This is a genomic window from Nonomuraea indica (assembly GCF_002850745.1).
Taxonomy (GTDB): domain Bacteria; phylum Actinomycetota; class Actinomycetes; order Streptosporangiales; family Streptosporangiaceae; genus Nonomuraea; species Nonomuraea indica.
In genome coordinates this window covers 1-18239 of sequence record NZ_KZ559480.1, presented here as the reverse complement: position 1 = coordinate 18239, position 18239 = coordinate 1, and the positions used below count along the sequence as shown (strand labels likewise).

Here is an 18239-nt window from a genome sequence, read left to right as displayed (position 1 = left end):
GCGTCCGGGGCGGTCCGCGTCGGGGTTCCTGCGTCGTCATGACAGGTCGGCTGCCAGGCGGGCGGCGGGGCCGGCGGGCAGGGTGGCGTGCAGCAGTTCCACCCGGTGGACCAGCCGGGGCGCCGACAGCGGCACGCCCCGGCCGGCGGGCGTGGCCAGTACGGAGGTGGCCGGGGCGGGCGTGGCCAGTACGGAGGCGGGGAGCAGGGTGAGCCCGTGGCCGGCGGCGACGAGGTTGAGCACGGTGTGCACGTCGTCGCCGGTGTAGTCGAGCGCCACGGGGAAGCCGTCGCCCGCCAGGTGGCGCAGCCGTTGCACGGGGCACAGCGTGGTCTGCAGCCAGCGGGCGTCGACGAGGTCGGCCAGGCGCAGCCCCGGCCGGTCGGCCAGCGGGTGGTCGGCGGGCAGGGCGACGACGAGGCTCTCCTCCGACACGCCGACGATGGTGATCGGGCCCGCGTCGGGCGGCGGCAGGGGGTCGCTGGGGGCGGCGATGCCGTCGGTCAGCCCCATCGCTGCCTCCCCGCCGGTCACCTGCCGGGCCACCTCCTCGCGCGCGCAGGTGCGTACGGTGATCTCCAGTCGTGGCTGGGCGGCGCGGGCGCGGGCGAGCCGTACGGCGAGGCGGGCGTTGAGCGCCAGCGGTGTGGCGGCGAGGGTGAGCCGGTGGGCGGGCGTCGCGGCGGTGCGCAGCACGTCGGCGCGGGCGGCGCGCAGGCGCAGCAGCAGGGGTTCGGCGTGGTCGAGCAGCCGGGCGCCGGCTTCGGTGGGGGTGACGGGGCGGCGGTGCAGCAGGGGCAGGCCGAGGTCGCTTTCGAGGGCGGCGATCTGCTGGGAGACCGCTGACTGGGTGTAGCCGAGCTGTGCGGCCGCGGCGGAGAAGGAGCCGGTGCGGGCGACGGTGACGAAGGTGCGCAGCAGATGAGGGTCCATCAGTGTCCCTTATAGCAGGTCCGGGAATCATCGTTGGCGGTGAAGCGGGGGTGGGCGTGAGGATGGGGGCATGAGAATCGCTCTGGTCGGTGACCGCTCCCCCGGTGTCCGTTCGCACGTCCGCGTCCCGTCGCTGCTGGAGGCGTTGCGCCGGCGTGACGGTGTCGTGCTGGACGCGTACTGGGTTCCCACGGCCGACGCCGCGTCCGATGCCGGCGGGCTGGAGCGTTTCGACGGGATCTGGATGCTGCCCGGCAGCCCGTACCTCAGCGAGGAGGGGGCGGTGGCGGCGGCGCGCACGGCGAGGGAGTGCGGCATCCCGTTCCTGGGGACGTGCGGGGGGTTCCATCACATGCTGCTGGAGTACGCGCGGAACGTGTGCGGGCTGGACGTGGCGCATGCGGAGAACGAGCCGGGGGCGCGGGAGTTCCTGCTGACGCCGCTGGAGTGCTCGCTGGCCGGGCACGAGGGGCTGGTGCGGCTGTCGCCCGGTTCGCTGATCGAGCGGATCATGGGGGCGGGTACGACCGTGGAGGTCTACAACTGCTCCTATGGGCTGAACCCGCTCTACGAGCGTGTGCTGGAGGAGCATGGGCTGGAGTTCTCCGGGCACGCCGGGGACGGGGCGGTGCGGGTGGCCGAGCTGCCGTCGCATCCGTTCTTCCTGGCCACGTTGTTCCAGCCGGAGTTGTCCGGTGACGGCGGCCGGGCGCATCCGGTGATCGCGGCGTTCGCGGCGGCGGTGGCGGCGCGTGCCGGGCGGGCGGCGCGGGTCGGGCCGGTCAGCGCGCTGGACACGCCGGCCGGCGCGCGACGCCCGGCCGCCGAGCTCGGCGTGACCACCACGGAAGGCCCTGGCCTGGCCGGGGCGGGCTGCTAGGGATTGAAGCGGTACCCCATGCCCGGTTCGGTGATCAGGTGGACCGGGCGGGAGGGGTCACGTTCGAGTTTCTTGCGGAGCTGGGCCATGTATTGGCGCAGGTAATGGGTCTCCGTGACGTAGTTGCCGCCCCATACCTCGCTGAGCAGGTAGCGCTGCGGGATGAGCTTGCCGGGGTTGCGCAGGAGGATCTCCAGGATGTGCCATTCCGTGGGAGTGAGCCGGATGCCGTGGGAGATGCTCTTGCTGGTCAGGTCGACGGTGTGGTCGCCGACCTGGATGTGGGCGAGTTCGGTGTCGTGGGCCGTGGTGCGCCGGGAGACGGCCCGGATGCGGGCCAGCAGTTCCCCGACGCTGAACGGTTTGGTGACGTAGTCGTCGGCTCCGGCGTCCAGGGCGTCGATCTTGTCTTGGCTTCCTGCTCGGCCTGACAGGACGACGATGGGGATCTCGGTCCAGCCGCGCAGGCCGTGAATGACCTCCACACCGTCGATGTCGGGAAGGCCGAGGTCGAGGACGATCAGGTCGGGGTGCCAGTCGGCGGCCTGGCGCAGTGCCTGGCCGCCGTCGGCGGCGACCGCGACCTCGTAGTGGCGGGCGGTCAGGTTGATGCGGAGCGTGCGCAGGATCTGGGGTTCGTCGTCGACGACGAGGATTTTGGTCATGCCGTCACCGCGCCGGCTGGATCGGCATTCGGATGATCATGGTGAGTCCTCCGCCTGGTGTTTCCTCGGGAACGAGGGTGCCGCCCATGGCCTCGGTGAGCCCGCGGGACAGGGCGAGCCCGAGGCCGACGCCGGAGTGATTGTCGCGGTCGCCGAGCCGCTGGAAGGGCAGGAAGATCCGATCATGATCCTCGGCGGGGATGCCGGGCCCGCGGTCGACGACCCTGATCTCCACGTGGTCACCGTGCCGGCTGGCACCGAGGAGGACGTGTTCCTGCGATGAGTTGTAGCGGACGGCGTTGGCCATCAGGTTGACCAGCACCCGTTCCAGGAGCGCCGGGTCCGCGGAGATCTCGGGCAGGTCGGCGGAGATGTCGCTGTGGATGCGGTCGGCGAGCGGGCCGAGGTCGCCGATGGCGCGAGGGGCGACCTCGTCCAGGGCGATGGGCTGCAGGGACAGGCCGAGTGCTCCGGCTTGCAGGCGGCTCATGTCCAGCAGGTTCTCCACCAGCCGGTCCAGCCGCTCCAGCGACTCGTCAGCGGTGGCCAGCAGCTCTTCGCGATCGTGCGGGGACCAGTCGATGTCGGTGCTGCGCAGACTCTCGACGGCGGCTTTGGCGGAAGCGAGCGGGGTGCGCAGGTCGTGGCTGACGGCGGCCAGCAGGGCGGTGCGCATCTTGTCGGCCTCGGCCAGCGGTTTGGCGCGTTCCGCCTCGGCGCGCAGCCGCTCCTGCCGCAGGGCGATGGCGGCCTCGGCGGCGAACGCCTCCAGCACCCGCCGGTCGCTGGCGTCGAGCAGCCGGCCGCGCAGCGCCAGGACGAGGTCCTCGTCGATGGTGACGTCGCTGTCGGCGGCGGCGGGGAAGGCGCACGGGGGGCCGCCGGCGGTGGCGACGATCTGCCAGGCGTCCGGCTCGTTCTGCTTCTCGCCGCCGGCGGGCAGGCGGCGTTCCAGCAGGGTGACCGAGGTCAGGGCGAAGGTTTCGCGGAGCCTGGCCAGCAGCGAGGCCAGCGCGTGCTCGCCGCGCAGCACGTGCCCAGCCAGGGTGGACAGCACTTCGGCGTCCGCGCTCGCGCGCGCCGCCTCTCGGGTACGGCGGGCCGCCAGGTCGACGATGGCGCTGACCGCGACGGCCACCACGACGAAGACGACGAGGGCGAGCAGCACCTCGGGGTCGTAGATGATCAGGGTGCGGTAGGGGTTGGTGAAGAAGAAGTTGAGCAGCAGGAACCCGCCGACGGCCGCCGTGATGGCCGGCCACAGGCCGCCCAGCAGGGCCACCCCGATGACGGCGACCAGGAAGGCCAGGATCTGGCTGGGCAGGGACAGCACGTCGCCGATCGCGTTCAGGACGGCGGTGAGGGCGGGCAGGCCCAGGAGTGCCGCGGTCCAACCGGCAAGGCGGCGCTTGCGGGTCAGGACGGCTTGTGAGCGTGCGGGTCGTGAGCGTCCCTTCTTGATCTCCTCGTGGGTGACGAGGTGGACGTCGATGGAGCCGGACAGGGCGGTGGTCTCCACCCCCACCCCGCGCGACAGCAGCTGGGCGAAGCGGCCGCGCCTGGATGCGCCGAGGACCAGTTGGGTGGCGTTGACGCCGCGGGCGAAGTCGAGCAGCGCGCGCGGGATGTCGTCGCCGACGACCTGGTGGTAGGTGCCGCCCATGCTTTCCACCAGGGCGCGCTGGCGGGCCAGGCTGGCCGGGTCGCCGCCGGCCAGCCCGTCGGCGCGGGTGACGTGCACGGCGAGCAGGTCGGCGCCCTTGGTGCGGGTGGCGATGCGGGCGGCCCGCCGTACCAGGGTGTCGCCTTCCGAGCCGCCGGTCAGCGCGACCACCACCCGTTCGCGCGCCTCCCAGGTGCCGGCGATGCCGTGTTCGGCGCGGTAGCGGTCGAGCTGCTCGTCCACCTTGCCCGCCACCCACAGCAGGGCCAGCTCGCGCAGCGCGGTGAGGTTGCCGACGCGGAAGTAGTTCGACAGCGCGGCATCGACTTTTTCGGGCGCGTAGACGTTGCCGTGCGCCATGCGGCGGCGCAGCGCCTCGGGGGACATGTCGACCAGCTCGATCTGGTCGGCCCGCCGTACCACCTCGTCGGGGACGGTCTCGCGCTGGGGGATGCCGGTGATCTGTCGCACGACGTCGTTCACGGATTCCAGGTGCTGGATGTTGACCGTGGAGATGACGTGGATGCCGGCGTTCAGGATCTCGTCGATGTCCTGCCAGCGCTTGGCGTTCTTCGAGCCGGGCACGTTGGTGTGGGCCAGCTCGTCGATCAGCGCGACTTTCGGCCGGCGCGCGATGACCGCGTCCACGTCGAGTTCGGTGAACGTGGCGCCCCGGTAGGCGATCGTCTTGCGGGGGATGATCTCCATTCCGTCCAGCAGGGCAGCGGTGCGGGCGCGGCCGTGGGTCTCGACGAAGCCGACGACCACGTCCCGGCCGCGCTCCAGGCCGCGCCAGCCTTCGCCGAGCATCGCGTACGTCTTGCCCACCCCGGGGGCCGCCCCGAGGTAGACCCGCAGCCGCCCCCGCATCTCAGGCCCCGTCGAGGGCGAGGTTGAGCTTGAGCACGTGCACCACCGGCTCGCCCATGAAGCCCAGCGCACGGCCCGTGGTGTGCTCGTCGATCAGTGCCTTCACCTGCTCGAGCGGCAGGCCACGCTCCCGGGCCACGCGCGGTGCCTGCAGCTGGGCGTAGACGAGGGAGATGTGTGGGTCGAGCCCGGAGGCGCTGGCCGTGACGGCGTCGGCGGGGACGGCGACCGTGGTCACGTTCCCGCGCACGGGCACGGTCCTGCCTGCCGCATAGTTCTCGCCGGGCCGGGCGCACTCCACCTTCAGCCCCTGGTGGGCGGCGATGAACGGGGTGGCGGGGCAGAGCTGGTTGACGCTGACGGCGCGGTCGGGGAAGACCTTCAGCACCGCGCCGACCCCGTCGGGGGTGCAGTAGGGGCGGGCGCCACTGACGCCCTCCAGTTGCCCGGCCGCTTTCGACCGCGCGCACACGTCGGTGAGCAGCGACGTGCGGTCCGGCAGGTCGATGACGTCCTCGGGGCCGAGGTTGCCGGCGCTGGTGGAGGTGGGGTCGTAGCCGTCACCGGCCGCCGACGGGCGGGACTGGAAGTATGTCCTGATCGCCTTGCCGTCGGCGTCGGTGAAGGACTGGCCGATCAGCGCGCTGCCGACGGTCCTGCCGTCCTTCTCCACCAGTGAGCCGTTGGCCTGGCCGTTGAACAGCGCCTGCGCCACCCCGGTGGCGAGGAGCGGGTAGATGACGCCGGTGGCCACCGTGAGCACGAGCAGCGCCCGCAGGGCGGCGACGTGCTGGCGGACCCAGCTGGGCATGCGGTCCATTTTATGACATCCCCGGGAGGAACTGGATCAGCAGATCGATGAGCTTGATGCCGATGAACGGGACCACGATCCCGCCCAGGCCGTAGACGTACAGGTTGCGTGAGAGCAGCTTCGAGGCGCTGGAGGGCCGGTAGCGCACGCCGCGCAGGGCGAGCGGGATGAGCGCGATGATGACCAGGGCGTTGAAGATCACCGCGGCGAGGATGGCCGACTGGGGGCCGGCCAGGCGCATGATGTTGAGCGCGTCCAGGCCCGGGTGGACCGCCGCGAACATCGCCGGGATGATCGCGAAGTACTTGGCGATGTCGTTGGCGATCGAGAAGGTCGTCAGGGCGCCGCGGGTGATCAGCATCTGCTTGCCGATCTGGACGATCTCGATGAGCTTGGTCGGGTTGGAGTCCAGGTCCACCATGTTCCCGGCCTCCTTGGCGGCGCTGGTGCCGGTGTTCATGGCCACGCCGACGTCGGACTGGGCCAGGGCGGGGGCGTCGTTGGTGCCGTCGCCGGTCATGGCGACCAGGCGGCCGCCCTTCTGTTCCTTTCTGATCAGCGCCAGCTTGTCCTCGGGGGTGGCCTCGGCCAGGAAGTCGTCCACTCCGGCCTCGTCGGCGATGGCCTTGGCGGTCAGGGGGTTGTCGCCGGTGATCATGATGGTGCGGATGCCCATCCGGCGCATCTCGTCGAACCGCTCCCGCATGCCTTCCTTGACCACGTCCTTGAGGTGCACCACCCCCAGCACGCGGCCCTTCTCCGCCACCACCAGCGGTGTGCCGCCGGAGGCGGAGATGCCGTCCACCAGGTGCCCGACCTCGTCGGTCGGGTGGCCGCCGGTGTCGCGGACCCACTTCATGACCGCGGTGGCGGCGCCCTTGCGTATCTCGCGGCCGTCCAGGTCGACCCCGGACATGCGGGTCTGCGCGGTGAACGGCACCCATGCGGCGTGGGCCAGTTCGCCCGGCCGGCGTTCGCGCAGCCCGTAGGCCTGTTTGGCGTGGACCACGATCGAGCGGCCCTCGGGCGTCTCGTCGGCCAGGCTCGACAGCTGTGCCGCCTCGGCGAGTTCTCTCTCGGTGATGCCGTTCACCGGGACGAACTCCGACGCCTGCCGGTTGCCGAGCGTGATCGTACCGGTCTTGTCCAGCAGCAGCGTGGACACATCACCGGCGGCCTCGACCGCGCGGCCGGACATGGCCAGCACGTTGCGCTGCACCAGGCGGTCCATGCCGGCGATGCCGATGGCCGACAGCAGCGCGCCGATCGTCGTCGGGATCAGGCAGACGACCAGCGACACCAGGACGATTCCGGTCACGCCGTCATCTGTCAGGGCCAGGGAGTCGGGTACGCCCGGGTTGACCGCCTTGGAGAAGATGGCCAGGGGCTGCATGGTCGCGGTGGCGACCAGGAAGATGATCGTCAGGGCGGCGAGCAGGATGTTGAGGGCGATCTCGTTCGGGGTTTTCTGCCGGTTCGCGCCCTCCACGAGGGCGATCATGCGGTCCACGAAGCTCTCACCGGGTTTCTGGGTGATCCGCACGATGATCTGGTCGGACAGCACCTTGGTGCCGCCGGTCACGGCCGAGCGGTCGCCGCCGGACTCTCGGATGACGGGGGCGGACTCGCCGGTGATGGCCGACTCGTCCACGCTGGCGATGCCGTCGATGACGTCGCCGTCACCGGGGACGGTCTCCCCGGCCTCGACGATCACGTGGTCGCCCTGCTGGAGCTCGGACGCGCCGATCAGGTCCCACCGGGTGCGGTCGTCGCGGCTCCTGAGCCGGCGGGCGGTCGTGTCGCGCTTGGCCGCGCGCAACGTGGCGGCCTGCGCCTTGCCGCGGCCCTCGGCGACCGCCTCGGCCAGATTGGCGAAGATGACGGTCAGCCACAGCCACACCACGATCGCCCAGGCGAACCACGATGGGTCGGCGATGGCCAGGGCGGTCGTGAAGACGGCGCCGATCTCGACGGTGAACATCACCGGGTTGCGCCACATGGTGACCGGGTTGAGCTTCGCCAGCGCGTCCGGCAGCGATCGGATCATCTGTTCGGGGTCGAGCAGGCCGCCGCCGACCCGGCGGTCCTTCCTGGGTGCCGGCGCCTTACCCGGCGATGGGAGCACGTGCGTCGACATGTCTAGTGGATTCCTTCCGCGAGCGGCCCGAGCGCCAGCGCCGGGAGGAACGTGAGCGCCACCAGGATGATCGTCACGCCGACCACCATGCCGACGAACTGCGGCCGATGGGTCGGCAGCGTGCCGGCCGAGGCCGGAACCGGCGCCTGCCGAGCCAGCGAGCCCGCCAGCGCCAGGGCCGGCACGATCGGCACGAACCGGCCGAAGGCCATGCACAGGCCCAGCGTGGTGTTGTGGAAGGTGGTGTTGACGCTGACTCCGGCGAAGGCCGAGCCGTTGTTGTTGGACGCGCTGGTGTAGGCGTACAGGAGTTCCGACAGCCCGTGCGGGCCGGAGTTCAGCATCGCCGAGCGGCCGGCCTCGGTGGCCATCGCCGCGGCCGTGCCGAGCAGCACCAGCGTCGGGGTGATGAGGAAGTACAGCGAGGCGAGTTTGATCTCCCGGGCGCCGATCTTCTTCCCGAGGTATTCGGGGGTCCGGCCGACCATCAGGCCCGCGACGAACACCGTGATCACGGCCAGGATCAGGATGCCGTACAGGCCGGCACCGGCCCCGCCGGGGGCCACCTCGCCGAGCAGCATGTTGAAGATCAGCATGCCGCCGCCCAGCGCGGTGTAGGAGTCGTGGAAGGAGTCCACCGAACCCGTGCTGGTCAGCGTCGTCGCCGAGGCGAACATGGCCGAGTTGGACGTGCCGAAGCGCGCCTCGCGGCCCTCCAGCGCCGCGCCGATCGCTTGCGGGACGGTGCCGCCCGCGCTCAGCTCCGCCCAGTTCGTCAGGCCGATGCTGATCACCGCGATGGAGCCCATGACGGCGACGATCGCGTAGCCCTGCCGGTGGTCGCCGACCATGCGGCCGAACGTGCGCGGCAGGCTGAACGCGATCACCAGCAGCAGGAAGATCTCCAGCCAGTTCGTCCACGACGTGGGGTTCTCGAACGGGTGGGCCGAGTTGACGTTGAAGATGCCACCGCCGTTCGTGCCCAGGTCCTTGATCGCCTCCTGCGAGGCGACCGCGCCCGGGGTGAACGTCTGGTGGCCGCCCGCCAGGGTGGTCCACGTGCTGTGATCGGCGAAGGTCTGGATCGCCCCTCCCGCGGTGAGCACCAGCGCGGCGACGAACGAGATCGGCAGCAGGATGCGGATCGTGCCGCGGACCAGATCCACCCAGAAGTTGCCGAGCATGTCGGTCTTCGTGCGGGCGAAGCCGCGCACCACGGTGATCGCCACCGCCATGCCGACGGCCGCGGAGACGAAGTTCTGCACGGCCAGGCCCGCGGTCTGCACCAGGTGGCCCATGGTCGACTCGCCGGAGTAGGCCTGCCAGTTGGTGTTCGTGACGAAACTGACCGCGGTGTTCCAGGCCAGTGCGGGCTCCACCGGCTGCATCCCGAGAGACAGGTACAGATGGTTCTGCAGGCGCTGCAGGGCGTACAGGAACAGGATCGAGATCAGCGAGAAGGCGAGCACGCTGCGGGCGTAGACGCCCCAGCGCTGCTCGCCGTCGGGCTGGACACCGACGAGCCGGTAGATCACCCGCTCCACGGCGTTGTGCTTGGCGCCGGTGTAGACGCGGTACATGTAGTCGCCCAGAGGCTTGTGGCAGAGCGCGAGAGCGAGGAGCAGGGACGCGATGAACAGGATCCCCGCCAGGGTCGGCGGCATCAGAAACGCTCCGGGAACAGCAGGGCCACGACCATGAAGATCACCAGACTGGTGACCACGACGAGACCGGCGGCGTTGACGGCGCTCACAGCCGCTCCACCGCCTTGACGACCAGCCCCAGGACCACGAACACCGCGATCGTCAGGGCAACGAAGATGACGTCGGCCATCCCCACTCCTCCATCTGGACATGTTTCTTCGGGTCGCGCCTGGCCGGGCGACCGCGGCCCAAGCCAACCCCGAGATTTGAGGGGTTTTGCCGCTCATGACGGATTCCATACGGCTGCGAGCCGAATATTGATGCCCTGGCTACGCCCCGGCTCGTCGACATCACGTCATCGGTCGCCTGCCACCCGCATGGACGCCGTCAAGATCGGGACCGGCAGCGCGGGGTGGGAAACAGGGGCGAGCCCACCTGCGGAGGACTCGTGGACGGACGCGATCTCCCGATGTCCGTGTCGCGGTCTTCCTCTTCGGCGGTCGCCACGTGGCCGGCGTCGTGGCGGACCCTCCCGCCGGGCCCCTGACCGGTGGGCAGAAGAGCGGTCAGAGAAACCGGGCGAACGGTGGCGTCACCACGCCCCCAACGGATGGCCCCTTCCCGCCCGTGCCGGCCGGTCTGCGATTCATACGTTTTCTTGACGCCCTAACCTGGTCCGCCGCCCGTGCGGCCTGGGTAGGGTGCGATGCGTCTTTGCGGGATCTTGGTGAAGGGTGACCTGTATGGTGCGGGCGGAACGGTCGGCCGGAGGAGGCGCCGTTCGAAGCCGGTGGGTTCACGATCGAGGCCGCGTGCCAGACAGGTTCTCGATCAGTGTCGCACTGCCCTCGCCAACATCTCCGGTCCGTGCCCTGTCCGCCCGCGGCCAGGGCGCTGGCGGACAGGGCGCGGCGGCGTGCTTTGGTGGGCTCCGTGTACGTGAGCGTGCGGCATGAGACGGCGGACCGGGATCCTTGATCGGTTTCAGCATCCGGCCCAGGTGATCGTCACCGGGTTCGGGGTGGCGGTTCTGATCGGTACTGCCCTGCTCACCCTGCCGATCGCCACCGAGTCGGGGCAGTCGGCGGGCTGGCTGACCGCCCTGTTCACCTCGACATCAGCGGTGTGCGTCACCGGTCTGGTGGTCGTGGACACCGAGACCCACTGGTCTGCTTTCGGCGAGGTGGTGATCGCCGGGCTGATCCAGATCGGCGGGCTCGGGATCATGACGCTGGCGACGCTGTTCACCGTTCTGGTCTCCGGCCAACTCGGCCTGCGGGTACGTATGTTCGCACAGGCCGAGACGAAGGCGCTGAGCCTGAGCGACGTGCGGCGGCTGGTGCGTAACGTGGTCCTGTTCAGCCTCGCCTGTGAGGCGATCACCGCAGTGGTGCTCACCGGGCGTTTTCTGCTCGGTTATGGGGAGCCGTTCGGCAGGGCCGTCTACCTCGGGGTGTTCCACGCGGTGTCGGCGTTCAACAACGCCGGATTCGGGTTGTGGCCCGACAACCTGATGCGGTTCGTCACCGACCCGTGGATCTGCCTGACCATCGCCGGCGCGGTGATCGTGGGCGGACTCGGCTTCCCGGTGATATTCGAGCTGTCCCGCGCCTGGCGGCGCCCGAGCCGCTGGTCGGTGCTGACCCGGATCACCGTAGGCGTCACGGTGATCCTGCTCGCGGCCGGCACGCTGGCGTTCCTGATCACCGAGTGGCGCAACCCCAGGACGCTGGGGGAACTGGACGGAGGAGGCAAGCTGCTGGCGGCGTTCTTCACCGCCGTCATGCCGCGCACCGCCGGCTTCAACAGCCTGGACATCGCCGGCATGTACCCCTCCAGCTGGCTGGTGACCGACCTGCTGATGTTCATCGGAGGCGGCAGCGCCGGCACGGCCGGCGGCATCAAGGTGACCACGTTCGGGCTGCTGGCGTTCGTCATCTGGGCGGAGATGCGCGGCGAGCCGGACGTGAACATCGGCCACCGCCGCCTGCCGCAGGCCGCGCAGCGCCAGGCCATCTCGATCAGCCTGGTCGGTGTGGCCCTGGTCGCCGTCTCCACCTACCTGCTGCTCGTCCTCACCCCGCATAACCTGGACCGGGTGCTGTTCGAGGTGGTGTCGGCGTTCGCGACGGTCGGGCTGTCCACCGGCATCACCGCCGACACCGGCCCGGCCGGTCAGGTGCTGCTGGTGCTGCTCATGTTCGTCGGCAGGACCGGCCCGCTGACGCTGGGCTCGGCGCTGGCGTTGCAGAATCGGACGCGCCGCTATCAGCTGCCGGAGGAAAGGGTCATCGTCGGCTGACAGGAACAGCGGCCCGGTCGTGGTGAACTCGGCATCGGGCGCCGCCGCGCTGGCCGCGCTGTGGAGGGTGAGCCCGCCGTTGACCCGCTGATCTCTACACTCGGCCTCCTCGAAGGCCTCATGGGGTGGTGCCCCGGCCGGGCGGGAGGGCTGCGGTGGAGCGTGCGGCGACGTCCCTGAGCCGGTCCAGGAGTTCGGGTGGGCCTTCGACGGTGAAGTCGAGGCCGAGCGCGACCAGGTAGGCGGCGAGCAGCAGCGGCGTGTTCGCGCCGATGTGCAGCAGGCAGGTGCCGGCGTCGAGGTGTTCGACGCGGGCGACGGGCGGGATGCGTTCGGCGACGACCTCGGCGGGTGCCTGGACGGTCGCGATGGTGCGGCAGGGGCCAAGGACGGACGCGACGCCCTTGGTGACGTAGGAGATGGCGTCGCCGTCCGGGAGCGGCCGGGGGGTGAACGGCGGGCCGGGCGGGGTGCGGGGGGTGAGCCGGTCGACGCGGAAGGTGCGCCAGGCGTCGCGGCCGACGTCCCAGGCGAGGAGGTACCAGCGGCGCCCGGCGCATACCAGGCGGTGCGGCTCGGTGTCGCGGACGGTGGTGGTGTCGTTGTGGTCGCGGTAGTCGAAGCGCAGCCGTCGCCGGTCGCGGCAGGCTCCGGCCAGCGTGGCCAGCAGGTCGGCCTCGACGGCCGGTCCGCCGCCGGGGGGTGCGGGCAGCGTGTAGGCGGCCAGCGCGGCCAGGCGGGGGCGCAGCCGGGCCGGCAGGAGTTGTTCGAGTTTGGCCAGGGCGCGCAGCGAGGTCTCCTCGATGCCGGGCGCCGCTCCCCCGCCGAGCGGGGCGCCGGTGCTGATCGGGGTGGCGGTGCCGGCGGTGCGCAGGGCGAGCGCGACCGCGACGGCCTCGTCGTCGTCGAGGAGCAGGGGTGGCAGGCGGGCGCCAGGGCCGAGCCGGTAGCCGCCGGCGGTTCCGGTGGTGGCCGCGACGGGGTAGCCGAGGTCGCGCAGCCGGTCGATGTCGGCGCGGATCGTGCGGGTGCTGACGTGGAGGCGTTCGGCCAGTTCGGGGCCGGACCAGGCGGTGCGTGACTGCAGCAGGGCGAGCAGGCGGAGCAGCCGGGCCGCCGCGTCGCGGGTGGTTCGTGCGCTCATGGCGGCATCATCGCGCGCGTTGCGGAAGTCGGCTTTCCGCAACGGGTGCCAGGGTGTGCGTCGTACCGGACGGCGTCGTAGCCGGATGACGTCGTCGGATGACGTCCAGGGGAAGGGAGCCGTGGCGATGAGCATGGCGGTGGTGGTGACGGGTGGCTCGCGCGGGATCGGGCGGGCCGTGGTGGAGCGGTTGGCGCGGGACGGGGCGACGGTGGTGTTCAGTTACGTCGCCGATGAGCGGGCGGCGCGGGAGGTGGCCGCCGCTGCCGGTGGGCGGGCGACGGCCGTTCGGGCGGACGCGGCGGATCTGGCGCAGGTGGAGGGGTTGTTCGAGGCGGCCGACGAGGTGTTCGCCGCTGCGGGGGCCGGGCCGCTGCGGGCACTGGTGAACAACGCCGGTGTCATCGCGCATGCGCCGATCGAGGAGGTGACGCCGCAGGTGTACGACGGGGTGATGGCGGTCAACGCGCGTGGCGCGTACTTCACGTTGCGGGCGGCGGCGCGGCGGATGGCCGATGGGGGGCGGATCGTGAACATCTCCACCACGGGGACCGCCTGGCCCAGCCCGGGCGAGTCGGTGTACGCGGCGAGCAAGGCGGCGCTGGAGCAGGTGACCCGGGTCGCGTCGCGGGAGCTGGGCCGGCGGGGCATCACCGTCAACTGCGTCTCCCCCGGCGCGACGGACACGGATCTGCTGCGGGCGGGCGCGTCGGCGGAGGTGATGGCGACGGTCGCGCACATGACGGCGCTGGGCCGGGTGGGGACGCCGGCTGACATCGCGGCGGTGGTGGCGTTGCTGCTGGGGCCGGACGCCGGGTGGCTGACGGGTCTGAACCTGCGGGCGGACGGCGGGCTGGTGTAGACAGCCCGGTGCCGGTGCTGGTGCCGGTGCTGGTGCTGATGGTCTGTGCCGATGGTCTGTGCTGGTGTTGCGTGCCGGCGCTGGCGCGGCTCCGCGTCGTTCGTCTGGGCGGCGCCGGTGGTCCGGGCGGCGCCGCCGCGCCTGACGCCGCGATGTGCCGGGCCCGGGGTCACCGATGCGGGTGGCGGCGTGCTCGTTGCTCGGCGGCGTCGAGCGCGGGCGCGAGTGGTGCGAGCGTGGCGCGAAGGAGGTCCGGGAGTGAGCCGGAGGGCACGACGAGCCCGCCGGCGGTCGCGGACGCGGCGGTCGCGTGCAGCCATTGCTGGAGCGCGAGGCGGACCGCGGCGGCCACGCTCGTGGCGAGCACTCGTGCGGTGTGGGGGTCGGTGTCGCCGAGGCGTTCGGCTATCGCGTCGGTGAGGGGGTGTTCGATCGCGCTCGCGGCCTCGACGTAGGCGTCGCGGAGCGTGGGGCGGGTGGTGATGAGCAGCAGCGCGTCGCGTGCGGGTTCGTCCGGGGCGGTGTACTGATCCACGATCGCCTCGACGACGGCGTCGGCGAGGCCGACGCCGTCGGGCCGGTCTGCCACCGCGGCCGCGATCCGCGCTTCCCGTTCGCCGGTGACGGCGGCGACGATCGCGTGTTCGCGGCTGGGGAAGTAGTTGTTGTACGTCCTTGGTGAGACGCCGGCGGCTTCGGCGATGTCGTCGACGCGCACGTTGTCGGGTCCGCGTTCGAGGGCCAGTCGCAGGGCCGCCGTGCGCAACGCCTCGCGGGTGGCCTGCTTCTTCTGCTCGCGTAGTCCCGCTCGTCGTGCCGTCACCGTCTCAGCATCCCAGACTCTATGCGTGCACGCAAACTTGCGTGCACGCAATTTTTGGCTCTAGTCTGGCGTCCACGACCCCACCCCAGGAAGGACCAGAGCCATGAGGGCCAAAGGCATCAGCTACGACACCGGCTTCGTGCGCAACGGAAAGTCCTCCCGCGAGCGTTTCGACCCCGACGTGGTCAAGCGCGAGCTGGAGATCATCCGGGACGACCTGCACTGCACCGCGGTCCGCGTCATCGGCGGTGACCCCGAACGGCTGGAAGTGGCCGCGACCTACGCCGCCGACCTGGGCCTGGAGGTCTGGTTCTCGCCCTACCCCCTTGAGCTGACCACCGAGGAGACCCTGGCGTTGTTCGCCGACTGCGCCGAGCGGGCGGAACGGATCCGGCGACGCGGCGCCGAGGTCGTGTTCGTCACCGGCGCCGAGCTGAGCCTGATGAACAAGGGATTCCTGCCGGGCGAGACCCAGGAGGACCGGCTCGAACAGCTGCTCGCCCAGCGGGACCGCCTGGCCGAGCAGGTCGGTGAGCTCAGCGCACGGGTCAACGACTTCCTCGCCGACGCGGTGGCACGCGTCCGCGAACGATTCGGCGGCAGGCTGACCTACGCCGCGCTGCAGCTCGAACGCGTCGACTGGGCGCCCTTCGACATCGTGGGCGTGGATCTCTACCGGTCGGCCGAGGTCGCCGACCGGTTCGCCGAGGGCGTCCGTACGCTCGTGGCGCAGGGGAAGCCGGTCGCGATCACCGAGTTCGGGACCGCCGCCTACCGCGGCGCGGGCGACAGGGGCGGTCGCGTCCTGGAGGTCCTCGAACTCGATCGGGAGACCGGCGCGCCGGTCCGGTTGGACGGCGCGTACGTCCGTGACGAGCCCGGCCAGGCCGCATACCTGCGCGAGCTGCTGGAGATCTACGACGCCGCGGGCGTCGACAGCGCCTTCGTCTTCCTCTTCGCGCTCGACGACTTCCCGCACCGGCCCGACGGCGATCCCCGCGACGACCTCGACCTGGCCAGTCCCGGCATCGTCAAGGTCCTCGACAACCGTCTCGGGGACACCTACCCCGGCATGCGGTGGGAGCCCAAGGCCGCCTTCACCGCCCTGGCCGAGTACTACCGCGGCTGAGCGCGCCACGACGACAGCCGGCCGGCGGGGGCCGGCTGTGGTCGGCATATCCTCGGACCAGCGACGATTCCGCCTTCTGGCGGGAGTCCTCACTTCGACCGTCCTGACCGATCCGATGCGAGGACTCCTGTGACTGACGAGAAGCGGCCCTCTGACCTGACCGGCCCGGCGCCCAGCGTGCGGAGCGGCCGCGGCGGCGGCGTCTGGCCGCTGGTGCACGCCGAGCGGGCGGCCCTGGCGGACGACCTGGCGGGTCTGACCGGCGAGCAGTGGGCCACGCCGTCGCTGTGTGCCGGGCTGAGCGTGCGGGAGGTGCTGGCCCACCTCACCGCGGGCGCGAGCCTCAACGGCGTGCGCTGGCTGGCGGGGGTGATCCGCTGCCGGTTCGACTTCGACAAGCAGGTCGCCATGCGGCTGGCCGAGCAGCTGGGCGCGACCGCGTCCGAGACGCATGACAGGTTCCGCCACGTCATCACCAGCACGACGAAGCCGCCTCTCCCGGTCATCGCGATGCTGGGTGAGACGATCGTGCATGCCGAGGACATCCGGCGGCCGCTGGGCATCCGCCGCGACCACCCGATCGAGACCCTCACCCGGGTGGCCGAGTACTACCGCGGCTCCGACCTGGTCGTCGCCGCCAGGAGACGGATCGCCGGCCTGCGGCTCGTCGCCACCGACGGCCCTTTCGCCACGGGCTCCGGCCCGCTGGTGTCCGGCCCCACGCTGGCACTGGTGATGGCCACGACCGGACGCTCGGTGTACTGCGACGAACTCGACGGCGACGGCGTCGAGATTCTCCGCGATCGGCGCGACATGAGATGACCCCGGCGGCTCCCGGCCCGCCGGCCGTCGTCCTGCCGCTCATCCGATCCTGCGGGCCACGGCTCACCCTTGTGCGGCCCCGTCCCGCGGCGGCTGGCAAGCTGATCCCCGTGAGGCGGGCGCGCCGGTGGTCAGCCGGTGCGGGGCGGTCGGGGCTCCGGTGCGGCCGGCTGGTGGGCGGATCGGTGCGGGGAAGGGCGTGGCGTGACGGTCGCGGTGGGGGTCGCGGTGGCGGTGGCGGCGGCGTGGCAGGCGCCCAGGCCGTCGGCGCGGGCCACGATCCGGCCGCCTTCGACGCGGACGGCCGCCTCCGTGCCGTCGCTGACGGCGGCCAGCCCCGCCGCCGCGGCCAGCTCGCCGGAAGGATCGTGGACCACCTGCAGCCGGGGCCAGGCCGTGGCGGGAACGGCCTGGCGCAGGCAGCCGCTCAGGTCCGCGACGGCCAGCCGGGCCAGCGGCGCCAGCTCGTCCGCCGCGCCGGTGACCAGCACGGCCGTCACCCGGGCGCCGGGCGGTGCGGCGCGGACGGCGTCCTCGACGGCGGCGAGCCGGTGCAGCCCGAGCAGGGCCACCACGCCGTCGCCGCCGAGCGGGGCGGGCTCGCCGCGTGCCGCGTCGCGCGCGGGCGGCGGCGTCCACGCCTCGTCGGTGGGCAGTGCGGGGGTGGTGGTGGCGGGCGGGTGCCAGGCGTCGTCCAGGTGCAGGTCGGCGAGCCGGCCGCAGGCGGTGACGACGTCGAACGGTTCGACGAAGCCCGGCGCGGCGGCGGCCAGCCGGCTCGCGCCGTGCAGCAGGGTGAGGGCCGTGTGCGCGAGGCGCACCATCCGCGCGTGCGGGGCGAGGTTTTCCAGGGCGAGCGCGAGGAGCAGCGCGTTGAGCCGGACGAGCTGGGCGAACGGTCGCCGGGTCAGCTCGTCGGCGACGATGACGGGCATCAGGTCCCGGCCCAGCCGGGCGTCGTCGTAGCGGTCGTCGGTGGCCAGCGGCAGCCGTGCGACCCACGCGCGGGCGAACGCGGCGAGCACGCCGGGCACCGTGAGGTCCTCCCCCGCCCCCGCGCCGTCGGCAGGGCCGGGCCGGTCGGCTTCGGCGAGGTCGGCCAGGACGGCGAAGTAGAGGGCGCGCTTGCCGGGGAAGTTGGAGTAGACGGCGCCGCGGGTGAGCTCGGCGCGTTCGGCGATGCCGTCGATCCGGGCCGCGTCGTAGCCGTGCTCGGCGAACTCCTCGCGGGCGGCGGCCAGCACCCGGGCTCTGGTGCGTTCCTGCAGCTCCGCTCTGGTGAGCCGGCCCATCGTCCTCCTTCGGCGGCGTGTGCGGCGCCCGAGGCCCCAGGATACCGTGACAATCCAAATGATTGGATCATCTGAGGCGCGGGGCGGGCAATGCGCATGTGCTGCCTGTCACGCCATACCGCCCACCGCGCCGTAGGTTCAGGTGCGACAGCAACCCGCTGTTCCCAGGGGTCTGTCGAAGACGGTCCGGATCAAGCCTGGCACGCCGTCCACCGCCGGAAGCGTCCGGGATCATGGTGCGATGTTCACAAGGAGGCGGTTAC

15 protein-coding genes are annotated in these 18239 nt (G+C 71.7%); 5 read left to right on the top strand and 10 right to left on the bottom strand.

Translation table 11 applies throughout. The features are described 5' to 3' along the window. Nucleotides 1-36 precede the first annotated feature (36 nt). Entirely contained in the window at nucleotides 37-933 is an 897-nt protein-coding gene (locus CXR44_RS30115; RefSeq protein WP_101789535.1) for a LysR family transcriptional regulator, read from the bottom strand. Nucleotides 934-1003: 70 nt separating this feature from the next. Between CXR44_RS30115 and CXR44_RS30110 the strand changes: the two genes are divergently transcribed. Further along, nucleotides 1004-1813 carry a CTP synthase C-terminal region-related (seleno)protein gene (locus CXR44_RS30110; RefSeq protein ID WP_101789534.1) on the top strand — a complete coding sequence of 270 codons (810 nt, stop codon included), beginning with the start codon at nucleotides 1004-1006 and terminating at the stop codon, nucleotides 1811-1813. On the opposite strand, the gene CXR44_RS30105 is transcribed toward CXR44_RS30110, so the two are convergent. The 6 genes from CXR44_RS30105 to kdpF are packed head-to-tail and all read right to left on the bottom strand — an operon-like array spanning nucleotide 1810 to nucleotide 9712. Next, nucleotides 1810-2478, bottom strand: a complete 669-nt coding sequence (locus tag CXR44_RS30105) for a response regulator (RefSeq protein ID WP_101789533.1) — start codon at nucleotides 2476-2478, stop codon at nucleotides 1810-1812. The genes CXR44_RS30110 and CXR44_RS30105 overlap by 4 nt on opposite strands. A 4-nt stretch (nucleotides 2479-2482) precedes the next feature. Further along, nucleotides 2483-5011: a sensor histidine kinase gene (locus CXR44_RS30100; RefSeq protein ID WP_101789532.1), complete on the bottom strand. Its 2529-nt coding sequence runs from the start codon at nucleotides 5009-5011 to the stop codon at nucleotides 2483-2485. A 1-nt stretch (nucleotide 5012) separates the two neighbouring features. Then, the gene (locus CXR44_RS30095) at nucleotides 5013-5831 is read right to left on the bottom strand and encodes a potassium-transporting ATPase subunit C (protein WP_101789531.1); all 819 of its coding nucleotides are present in this window, start codon (nucleotides 5829-5831) and stop codon (nucleotides 5013-5015) included. 1 nt (nucleotide 5832) lies between these two features. Then, entirely contained in the window at nucleotides 5833-7959 is a 2127-nt protein-coding gene (kdpB, locus tag CXR44_RS30090) for a potassium-transporting ATPase subunit KdpB (protein ID WP_101789530.1), read from the bottom strand. Between the two features lie 2 nt (nucleotides 7960-7961). Next, nucleotides 7962-9623, bottom strand: a complete 1662-nt coding sequence (gene kdpA / locus CXR44_RS30085) for a potassium-transporting ATPase subunit KdpA (protein ID WP_101789529.1) — start codon at nucleotides 9621-9623, stop codon at nucleotides 7962-7964. After that, entirely contained in the window at nucleotides 9623-9712 is a 90-nt protein-coding gene (gene kdpF, locus CXR44_RS30080; protein ID WP_101789528.1) for a K(+)-transporting ATPase subunit F, read from the bottom strand. The genes kdpA and kdpF overlap by 1 nt, the downstream gene beginning before the upstream one ends. A gap of 842 nt (nucleotides 9713-10554) precedes the next feature. On the opposite strand from kdpF, the gene CXR44_RS30070 reads away from it, so the two are divergent. Beyond that, nucleotides 10555-11904, top strand: a complete 1350-nt coding sequence (locus CXR44_RS30070; RefSeq protein WP_101789526.1) for a TrkH family potassium uptake protein — start codon at nucleotides 10555-10557, stop codon at nucleotides 11902-11904. Nucleotides 11905-12022: 118 nt separating this feature from the next. On the opposite strand, the gene CXR44_RS30065 is transcribed toward CXR44_RS30070, so the two are convergent. Beyond that, a complete protein-coding gene (locus CXR44_RS30065) occupies nucleotides 12023-13048 on the bottom strand; it encodes a helix-turn-helix transcriptional regulator (protein WP_101789525.1) in 1026 nt (341 codons plus the stop codon). Between the two features lie 127 nt (nucleotides 13049-13175). On the opposite strand from CXR44_RS30065, the gene CXR44_RS30060 reads away from it, so the two are divergent. After that, nucleotides 13176-13910, top strand: coding sequence for an SDR family oxidoreductase (locus CXR44_RS30060; RefSeq protein WP_101789682.1), 735 nt, complete (start codon nucleotides 13176-13178; stop codon nucleotides 13908-13910). A 169-nt stretch (nucleotides 13911-14079) separates the two neighbouring features. Here the strand turns inward: CXR44_RS30060 and CXR44_RS30055 are convergent, their stop codons facing one another. Further along, entirely contained in the window at nucleotides 14080-14733 is a 654-nt protein-coding gene (locus tag CXR44_RS30055; RefSeq protein WP_101789524.1) for a TetR/AcrR family transcriptional regulator, read from the bottom strand. A 103-nt stretch (nucleotides 14734-14836) separates the two neighbouring features. On the opposite strand from CXR44_RS30055, the gene CXR44_RS30050 reads away from it, so the two are divergent. Then, nucleotides 14837-15862: a glycoside hydrolase family 113 protein gene (locus CXR44_RS30050; RefSeq protein WP_101789523.1), complete on the top strand. Its 1026-nt coding sequence runs from the start codon at nucleotides 14837-14839 to the stop codon at nucleotides 15860-15862. A 177-nt stretch (nucleotides 15863-16039) separates the two neighbouring features. Continuing rightward, on the top strand, nucleotides 16040-16684 hold the full coding sequence (locus tag CXR44_RS30045) for a maleylpyruvate isomerase family mycothiol-dependent enzyme (RefSeq protein ID WP_180903783.1): 645 nt from the start codon (nucleotides 16040-16042) through the stop codon (nucleotides 16682-16684). Nucleotides 16685-16815: 131 nt separating this feature from the next. Here the strand turns inward: CXR44_RS30045 and CXR44_RS30040 are convergent, their stop codons facing one another. Next, entirely contained in the window at nucleotides 16816-17976 is a 1161-nt protein-coding gene (locus CXR44_RS30040; protein WP_101789522.1) for a TetR/AcrR family transcriptional regulator, read from the bottom strand. Between the last annotated feature and the right edge of the window lie 263 nt (nucleotides 17977-18239).

Bases quoted from the DNA above. Each gene is read 5' to 3' on its own strand.
- CXR44_RS30050 (WP_101789523.1), top strand. From the start codon at position 14,837: ATGAGGGCCAAAGGCATCAGCTACGACACCGGCTTCGTGCGCAACGGA.
- CXR44_RS30040 (WP_101789522.1), bottom strand. From the start codon at position 17,976: ATGGGCCGGCTCACCAGAGCGGAGCTGCAGGAACGCACCAGAGCCCGG.
- CXR44_RS30060 (WP_101789682.1), top strand. From the start codon at position 13,176: ATGAGCATGGCGGTGGTGGTGACGGGTGGCTCGCGCGGGATCGGGCGG.
- CXR44_RS30110 (WP_101789534.1), top strand. From the start codon at position 1,004: ATGAGAATCGCTCTGGTCGGTGACCGCTCCCCCGGTGTCCGTTCGCAC.
- kdpB (WP_101789530.1), bottom strand. From the start codon at position 7,959: ATGTCGACGCACGTGCTCCCATCGCCGGGTAAGGCGCCGGCACCCAGG.
- CXR44_RS30105 (WP_101789533.1), bottom strand. From the start codon at position 2,478: ATGACCAAAATCCTCGTCGTCGACGACGAACCCCAGATCCTGCGCACG.
- CXR44_RS30095 (WP_101789531.1), bottom strand. From the start codon at position 5,831: ATGGACCGCATGCCCAGCTGGGTCCGCCAGCACGTCGCCGCCCTGCGG.
- CXR44_RS30100 (WP_101789532.1), bottom strand. From the start codon at position 5,011: ATGCGGGGGCGGCTGCGGGTCTACCTCGGGGCGGCCCCCGGGGTGGGC.
- CXR44_RS30065 (WP_101789525.1), bottom strand. From the start codon at position 13,048: ATGAGCGCACGAACCACCCGCGACGCGGCGGCCCGGCTGCTCCGCCTG.
- kdpA (WP_101789529.1), bottom strand. From the start codon at position 9,623: ATGCCGCCGACCCTGGCGGGGATCCTGTTCATCGCGTCCCTGCTCCTC.
- CXR44_RS30115 (WP_101789535.1), bottom strand. From the start codon at position 933: ATGGACCCTCATCTGCTGCGCACCTTCGTCACCGTCGCCCGCACCGGC.
- CXR44_RS30070 (WP_101789526.1), top strand. From the start codon at position 10,555: ATGAGACGGCGGACCGGGATCCTTGATCGGTTTCAGCATCCGGCCCAG.